This is a genomic window from Enterobacter cloacae complex sp. 2022EL-00981 (genome assembly GCF_028737495.1).
GTDB lineage: Bacteria > Pseudomonadota > Gammaproteobacteria > Enterobacterales > Enterobacteriaceae > Enterobacter > Enterobacter cloacae.
Genome location: NZ_JAQZRK010000014.1, coordinates 112,334 through 119,882, shown reverse-complemented (window position 1 = coordinate 119,882; position 7,549 = coordinate 112,334). Strand labels below are relative to the sequence as shown.

Genomic DNA, 7,549 nt, shown 5'->3' with positions numbered 1-7,549 from the left:
CCGAACTCAGAAGTGAAACGCCGTAGCGCCGATGGTAGTGTGGGGTCTCCCCATGTGAGAGTAGGGAACTGCCAGGCATCAAATAAGAAGAACCCCGTACCGTAAGGTGCGGGGTTTTTTGCTTTTGATTTCTCCCTCACCCTGTGGAAGGGGCATCAGACCGCACACCGCCCCACAATAAACGCAGCAATCTTATCCTCATCATTTAAATCCAGCACCGGGACCTCAACATCGAGAGCGACATCGCTGGCCACCGCAATGACATGCTCATCCAGCGTTAACTCGCTAACATCATGCCCGGCATCGCTTCTGAACAGCAGGATCTTTGCAACGGCCTCATGCTTAAACCCCTCAACCAGCACCAGATCAAGCGTGGAGTGATCCATCCGACTGACCAGATACGCGAGATCCAGCGGTGCTTCATCGGGCGTTTCCGTCATTAATGCCCACCGCTCACGACTTGCCACCATGGTTTGCGCGGCACCTGCCTTACGCAGTTCATAGCTGTCTTTACCCGGTTTATCGACGTCCATATTGTGGTGGGTATGCTTAATCAGCCCTGGGCGGATGCCTCTGGCACAAAGTGCGGGTATCAGCTTTTTAAGCAGCGTTGTTTTCCCGGTACCACTCCAGGCGGCGATAGCTAAAACAGGCGTCATTTTTTCTCCTGCATGGTCTGTAAATCTTCCGTCGTATTCACGTTCACAAATGCAGACTTCCAGTCGCTAAAATCAACGGAATGGCCGCCTGACTGACGCATAAACACCATGACTCTTCGCTCTCCCGCCGTCAGGTAATCCTGCAGCGCTGGAACTAATGAGCTATGAATCAGCGTAATAGCAGGATGGTCACGCTCACCGTCATGCACCCAGACAACCGGTGCACCATCACGAAATTGCACGAGACGCTCGACAAGGCAGGAGGGAATAAACGGCGTATCACACGGGCAGAAAACAAACCACTCTGCCTCAGACAACTGCATGACCGAGAGCATGCCGGCCAACGGTCCTGCGTAATCCCCGAGAGTATCCTGATAAACGGGGTATCCGCTGCGCTGATAAATATCGATATGGCGATTGGCACTGATGGCCATTGCCGAAACCTGATCTGCAAGCGTGTCAGCAACATGCTGCCAAAGTGGCTTACCGTTAAGCTGCTGAAGCCCCTTATCTTTTCCCGCCATGCGCGTTGCCCTGCCACCCGCCAGAACCACTCCGATGATTTCCTGACCCGGATTCACAAATATCGCCTCTTTTATTGTGGGATTGACCCTGCTAACGTGTCACTCTAAATGAAAGGAGCACCACCATGAAATGTAAACGTCTGAATGAAGTCATTGAACTCCTCCAGCCAGCCTGGCAAAAAGAGCCAGAGCTGAATCTGATGCAATTTTTACAGAAACTGGCGAAAGAGTCAGGTTTTGAAGGTGAACTGACAGACCTTTCTGACGACATCCTGATCTATCACCTCAAAATGCGTGACTCTGCCAAAGATGCTGTTATTCCTGGTATTCAGAAAGATTATGAGGAAGATTTTAAAACCGCATTGCTGCGCGCCCGAGGCGTAATTAAAGAGTAAAAGCTTGTAAGCGGCGGCACCGAAATCGCCACAAGATGATATCCTGAATCATTCGTATAATTTCCGGATGATCGGATGAACGACCAGGCTTTTACTTTCCAGACATTACACCCGGATACCATTATGGATGCGCTGTTTGAGCAGGGTATTCGGGTGGATTCCGGGCTAACCCCGCTAAATAGCTACGAAAACCGCGTCTATCAATTCCAGGACGAGGATCGTCAGCGCTTCGTTGTTAAGTTCTATCGCCCCAAGCGCTGGTCCGCTGAACAAATTCAGGAAGAGCATCAGTTTGCTCACGATCTACTGAATGACGAAGTTCCTGTTGCCGCACCGATAAAATTCAATAACCAAACGCTGCTTACGCACGAAGGGTTCTATTACGCCGTATTTCCCAGTCTGGGTGGCCGCCAGTTTGAAGCGGATAATATCGACCAAATGGAGTGGGTTGCCCGCTATCTGGGGCGCATCCACCAGACGGGACGCAAAACGTCGTTTATTGCCCGCCCGACTATCGGTATTCAGGAATACCTTATTGAGCCCCGCCAGGTCTTCGAAACCTCAGCGCTTATTCCTTCTGCGTTAAAGGACGCGTTTCTCAGCGCGACGGATAAACTTATTGGGGCGGTAAAAGCCTGCTGGCGCGATGATATTTCTGTCCTGCGTTTGCATGGTGATTGTCATGCCGGGAATATTCTCTGGCGCGATGGCCCTCTGTTTGTTGACCTCGATGATGCGCGGATGGGGCCAGCGGTGCAGGATTTGTGGATGTTGCTCAACGGCGACAAAGCCGAGCAACGTATGCAGCTTGAAACGATTATTGAAGCCTATGAAGAGTTTAGCCCTTTTAATTCAGACGAAATTGCCCTGATAGAACCTTTACGTGCGATGCGTTTTGTTTATTATCTCGCATGGTTAATCAGGCGTTGGGATGATCCCGCATTTCCTCGTAATTTCCCGTGGCTTACCGGAGAGGATTACTGGCGCAGCCAGATATCCACATTTACTGAGCAGGTTAAGGTTCTTCAGGAACCCCCACTGCAACTAACGCCGATGTATTAATTGGACACACCCAGGAGAGAGTTAATCATGAAAAAAATTTGGCTGGCGCTGGCAGGTATGATTCTGGCATTTAGCGCTTCTGCTGCACAGTTTACCGACGGCAAACAGTACATCACGCTGGACAAGCCCGTCGCTGGCGAGCCACAGGTTCTCGAGTTCTTCTCGTTCTATTGCCCACACTGCTATGAGTTTGAGCAGGTGCTGCATGTTGCTGACAACGTGAAGAAAAAGCTGCCGGAAGGCACCAAAATGACTAAATACCACGTTGAGTTTCTGGGCCCATTGGGTAAAGACCTGACTCAGGCGTGGGCGGTTGCGATTGCGCTGGGTGTGGAAGATAAGATCACCTCCCCTATGTTTGAAGCGGTGCAGAAAACCCAGACCGTCCAGACCGCAGCAGATATTCGTAAAGTGTTCGTTGACGCAGGCGTGAAAGGTGAAGACTACGACGCCGCGTGGAACAGCTTTGTCGTGAAATCGCTGGTTGCTCAACAGGAAAAAGCCGCAGCCGATCTGCAGCTCCAGGGCGTTCCGGCGATGTATGTTAACGGCAAATATCAGCTGAACATGCAGGGCATGGACACCAGCAGCATGGATATCTTCGTACAGCAGTACGCAGACACCGTGAAATACCTGGTCGAGAAGAAGTAAATCCAATGATATAAAAACGCCGGTCAATGACCGGCGTTTTTGTTTGAAGCTTTGATGTTCTCTATCTGCTCGTCTTTCTCTTTCCAGAGCGTATTAAGCCAAAGCTGGAAACGACGTTTGAAGTTCTTATCGTTAACGTAGTCCCCATGCAGTTCGGTATCAATTGGTACCAGATCGACACGAACCACGATACGCGTCAGCTTGCCGCTGAGCATATCGAAGAAAGGCGTCTTATCGTTTTCCGGATAGCAGAGCGTCACGTTCAGTAATTTATCGAACTGCGCCCCCAGCACGTTAAGCGCCATGGCAATACCCGCCGCCTTGGGTGGCAGCAGGTTCTGATAAGGGGAGCGAGTCTGAAGACGCTTCTCTTCTGTAAACCGCGAGCCTTCGACAAAATTCACAATCGTTGTCGGATGTGCGCGAAACTTCTCGCAGGAGCGACGCGTCGTTTCCACATCCTTACCCCGTCGCTCCGGGTGGCGAATCAAATAGCTGCGCGAATAGCGTTTCATAAACGGCATATCCAGCGCCCAGCAGGCCAGGCCGATAAACGGTACCCAGGCCAGCTGTTGCTTCAGGAAGTATTTGTTCATCGGGATATGCTTACGGAACAGCACACATAACACCACGATGTCGGCCCAGCTGTGGTGATTACAGATCAGCAGATACCAGTTCTTTTTGTTGAGTCTTTCCAGACCCTCAACGTCCCACTTCAGGTGAGGATTCAGGCGCAGCAGGATGGCCAACCCTTCGCACCAGCAGTACATCATGAAATTACAAAACGCCGACACGGCTCGCCAAACCGTAGGCAAAGGTAACAGCAGTTTAATTATCCCGGCGATGATGATCGGTACAGAACAGGCGATCGTTACCAGAATAGTTAAAATGATGCTTAACAGTAATGTTATTGCAGCGAGCAATCTCGACATGATGAGCTTTTTCAAATGGTTAGCTGTAAGTTAGCGACCGACTATCCGGTGCAGGGCGCTGATTTTATCAGAAATCAGACAAAATAATGGGGCTTTCATACGGAGAGTTGACAGGTAGCATCTCGCTGCAGAAGATTTCACTACTATTACGCAGCAAACCGGGCATATATCCACATATGCTATATTCTCATTAGCTAGCAATATAAATCACTGTCAGTATATAACTAATTGATAAATAGATTATAATTATGTGTCTTTACGCTTTTTTTGCCTTTGTTAGTCATATGAAGTGAAAGTATTCACAAACTTATCCACAGTTTAAATTTTGCGAGCGATCCTCACGATCGTAAAATCTTTTCCAGTATCAGGCGCTAATAACTGATGTTTTCATCCTTCTGTGGCATCCTTTAGTCATAAATTGATTAAAGGCACGGACATTATGGTTCAGATCCCAGAAAACCCTCTTATTCTCGTCGACGGCTCTTCTTACCTGTATCGGGCGTATCATGCGTTTCCTCCTCTGACCAATAGCGCAGGGGAACCCACCGGCGCGATGTACGGTGTACTTAACATGCTGCGTAGCCTGATCCTTCAGTATCAGCCAACCCATGCGGCAGTCGTTTTTGATGCGAAAGGCAAAACTTTCCGCGACGAGTTATTTGAGCATTACAAATCCCACCGTCCGCCAATGCCTGACGATCTGCGTGCGCAGATTGAGCCGCTGCACGCGATGGTGAAAGCGATGGGGCTGCCACTGCTGGCGGTTTCTGGTGTTGAAGCGGATGACGTCATTGGCACCCTGGCGCGTGAAGCCGAAAAAATGGGCCGTCCGGTTCTCGTCAGTACTGGTGATAAAGATATGGCGCAGCTGGTGACGCCAGGGATCACCCTGATTAACACCATGACCAACACCATCCTCGGCCCTGAAGAGGTGGTCGCAAAATATGGCGTGCCGCCAGAGTTGATTATCGATTTCCTCGCGTTGATGGGCGACTCATCGGATAACATCCCAGGCGTGCCAGGCGTTGGCGAAAAAACGGCACAGGCACTCCTTCAGGGACTGGGTGGGCTGGATACGCTGTATGCAGAGTCTGACAAAATCGCCGGGCTCTCCTTCCGTGGCGCAAAAACCATGGCCGGGAAGCTGGAAGAGAATAAAGAGGTGGCTTATCTCTCCTATAAGCTGGCGACGATTAAAACCGATGTTGAGCTGGAACTGGGATGTGAGCAGCTTGAGGTACAACAACCATCTGCGGATGACCTGCTGAGCCTGTTTAAGAAATACGAATTTAAGCGCTGGACCACCGACGTGGAAGCCGGTAAATGGCTGCAGGCAAAAGGCGCCAAACCGGCTGCGAAGCCAAAAGAGACGATTGTCATTGATGCCGACGATCAGGCTGAAGAAGAAGCCGCAGCGCTCTCTTTTGAGCACTACGAAACCATTCTTGAAGAGTCACAGCTGGTTGCCTGGATCGAGAAACTGAAAAAAGCACCGGTGTTTGCTTTCGACACGGAAACCGACAGTCTGGATAACATTACCGCCAATATGGTGGGCCTGTCCTTTGCGACAGAGCCGGGTATCGCTGCCTATGTTCCTGTCGCGCACGATTACCTGGACGCACCGGAGCAACTCTCTCGCGAACGCGTACTGGAACTGCTGAAGCCGATTCTGGAAGACGACAACGCGTTGAAGGTGGGGCAAAACCTCAAATACGATCGCGGTATTCTGCAAAACTACGGTATTGAGCTGCGCGGTATCGCGTTTGATACCATGCTGGAATCCTACATTCTGGACAGCGTAGCAGGTCGTCATGATATGGACTCCCTGTCTGACCGCTGGTTGAAGCACAAAACCATCACGTTTGAAGAGATTGCCGGTAAGGGCAAAAATCAGCTCACCTTTAACCAGATAGCGCTGGAAGAGGCGGGACGCTATGCGGCAGAAGATGCCGACGTCACGCTGCAGCTGCATCTGAAAATGTGGCCAAAACTGCAGAAGCACGAAGGGCCGCTGAATGTGTTTCAGAACATTGAAATGCCGCTGGTACCTGTTCTTTCACGCATTGAGCGCAATGGCGTAAAAATCGATCCGACGGTACTGCATAACCACTCGGGCGAACTCGCCCAGCGTCTGACCGAACTGGAGCAAAAGGCGCATGAGCTTGCCGGTGAGCCGTTTAACCTCTCATCGCCAAAACAGCTGCAAACCATCCTGTTTGAAAAGCAGGGGATCAAACCGCTGAAGAAAACCCCTGGCGGCGCACCGTCCACCTCTGAAGAGGTGCTGGAGGAGCTGGCGCTGGATTATCCACTACCCAAAGTCATTCTGGAGTACCGTGGTCTGGCAAAGCTGAAATCGACTTACACCGATAAGCTGCCGCTGATGATCAACCCGAAAACGGGTCGTGTGCATACTTCATACCATCAGGCTGTGGCGGCCACCGGACGTCTCTCCTCGACCGATCCAAACCTGCAGAACATTCCGGTTCGAAATGAAGAAGGGCGTCGCATTCGTCAGGCGTTTATTGCACCTGATGACTATCTGATTGTTTCTGCTGACTACTCGCAAATCGAGCTGCGCATTATGGCGCACCTCTCGCGTGATAAGGGCCTGTTGACGGCCTTTGCCGAAGGGAAGGACATCCACCGGGCAACCGCTGCGGAAGTCTTTGGTCTGCCGCTGGACAGCGTGACAAACGAGCAACGCCGCAGCGCGAAAGCAATCAACTTCGGCCTGATTTACGGCATGAGCGCCTTTGGTCTTTCACGCCAGCTCAATATTCCGCGTAAAGAGTCGCAGAAGTATATGGATCTCTACTTCGAGCGATATCCGGGCGTACTGGAATATATGGAACGCACCCGCGCGCAGGCGAAGGAAAAAGGCTACGTTGAAACCCTGGACGGTCGTCGTCTCTACTTACCCGACATTAAATCCAGCAACGCGGCGCGCCGTGCCGGGGCAGAACGTGCTGCAATCAACGCCCCGATGCAGGGAACCGCAGCTGACATCATCAAGCGCGCGATGATCGCCGTGGATGCCTGGCTGGAAAAAGAGAAACCGCGCGTGAAAATGATCATGCAGGTACACGATGAACTGGTGTTCGAAGTGCACAAAGACGATCTCGATAGCGTGTCGAAGACGATCCACGAACTGATGGAAAACAGCATGAAACTCGATGTGCCGTTGCTGGTGGAAGTGGGAAGTGGTGAAAACTGGGATCAGGCTCACTAATGGTTCGGCGAATAACGCGCTTTTTATGTAAGTTAGCAACATAACGACGTGCGTTTTGTGACGATCATTAGAATTCCCTATGTAAAGAATGAAA

At 51.0% G+C, this 7,549-nt stretch carries 7 protein-coding genes and 1 rRNA gene; 5 read left to right on the top strand and 3 right to left on the bottom strand.

Annotation, left to right across the window (positions count from 1 at the left end):
* Positions 1 to 77: ribosomal RNA gene (rrf, locus tag PUZ33_RS25245) — 5S ribosomal RNA — on the top strand; the annotation flags it as partial.
* Between the two features lie 78 nt (positions 78 to 155).
* Here the strand turns inward: rrf and mobB are convergent.
* Positions 156 to 659, bottom strand: coding sequence for a molybdopterin-guanine dinucleotide biosynthesis protein MobB (mobB, locus tag PUZ33_RS14055; protein WP_058680479.1), 504 nt, complete (start codon positions 657 to 659; stop codon positions 156 to 158).
* On the bottom strand, positions 656 to 1,240 hold the full coding sequence (gene mobA / locus PUZ33_RS14050; protein WP_058680480.1) for a molybdenum cofactor guanylyltransferase MobA: 585 nt from the start codon (positions 1,238 to 1,240) through the stop codon (positions 656 to 658). The genes mobB and mobA overlap by 4 nt, the downstream gene beginning before the upstream one ends.
* Positions 1,241 to 1,308: 68 nt before the next feature.
* Between mobA and PUZ33_RS14045 the strand changes: the two genes are divergently transcribed.
* The 3 genes from PUZ33_RS14045 (at position 1,309) to dsbA (ending at position 3,291) form a co-directional block, all read left to right on the top strand.
* A complete protein-coding gene (locus tag PUZ33_RS14045) occupies positions 1,309 to 1,578 on the top strand; it encodes a YihD family protein (RefSeq protein ID WP_013099387.1) in 270 nt (89 codons plus the stop codon).
* Positions 1,579 to 1,653: 75 nt separating this feature from the next.
* Positions 1,654 to 2,640, top strand: a complete 987-nt coding sequence (locus tag PUZ33_RS14040; protein WP_038985329.1) for a serine/threonine protein kinase — start codon at positions 1,654 to 1,656, stop codon at positions 2,638 to 2,640.
* A gap of 27 nt (positions 2,641 to 2,667) precedes the next feature.
* The gene (gene dsbA, locus PUZ33_RS14035) at positions 2,668 to 3,291 is read left to right on the top strand and encodes a thiol:disulfide interchange protein DsbA (RefSeq protein ID WP_013099385.1); all 624 of its coding nucleotides are present in this window, start codon (positions 2,668 to 2,670) and stop codon (positions 3,289 to 3,291) included.
* 23 nt (positions 3,292 to 3,314) lie between these two features.
* Here the strand turns inward: dsbA and PUZ33_RS14030 are convergent, their stop codons facing one another.
* Positions 3,315 to 4,223, bottom strand: coding sequence for an acyltransferase (locus tag PUZ33_RS14030; RefSeq protein ID WP_013099384.1), 909 nt, complete (start codon positions 4,221 to 4,223; stop codon positions 3,315 to 3,317).
* Positions 4,224 to 4,662: 439 nt separating this feature from the next.
* Here PUZ33_RS14030 and polA point away from each other — a divergent pair, with 439 nt between their 5' ends.
* On the top strand, positions 4,663 to 7,455 hold the full coding sequence (gene polA, locus PUZ33_RS14025; RefSeq protein WP_058680481.1) for a DNA polymerase I: 2,793 nt from the start codon (positions 4,663 to 4,665) through the stop codon (positions 7,453 to 7,455).
* Positions 7,456 to 7,549 lie beyond the last annotated feature (94 nt).

Excerpts from the sequence above, each read along its gene's own strand:
- mobB (WP_058680479.1), bottom strand. The coding sequence starts at position 659 with ATGACGCCTGTTTTAGCTATCGCCGCCTGGAGTGGTACCGGGAAAACA.
- PUZ33_RS14045 (WP_013099387.1), top strand. The coding sequence starts at position 1,309 with ATGAAATGTAAACGTCTGAATGAAGTCATTGAACTCCTCCAGCCAGCC.
- PUZ33_RS14040 (WP_038985329.1), top strand. The coding sequence starts at position 1,654 with ATGAACGACCAGGCTTTTACTTTCCAGACATTACACCCGGATACCATT.
- dsbA (WP_013099385.1), top strand. The coding sequence starts at position 2,668 with ATGAAAAAAATTTGGCTGGCGCTGGCAGGTATGATTCTGGCATTTAGC.
- PUZ33_RS14030 (WP_013099384.1), bottom strand. The coding sequence starts at position 4,223 with ATGTCGAGATTGCTCGCTGCAATAACATTACTGTTAAGCATCATTTTA.
- polA (WP_058680481.1), top strand. The coding sequence starts at position 4,663 with ATGGTTCAGATCCCAGAAAACCCTCTTATTCTCGTCGACGGCTCTTCT.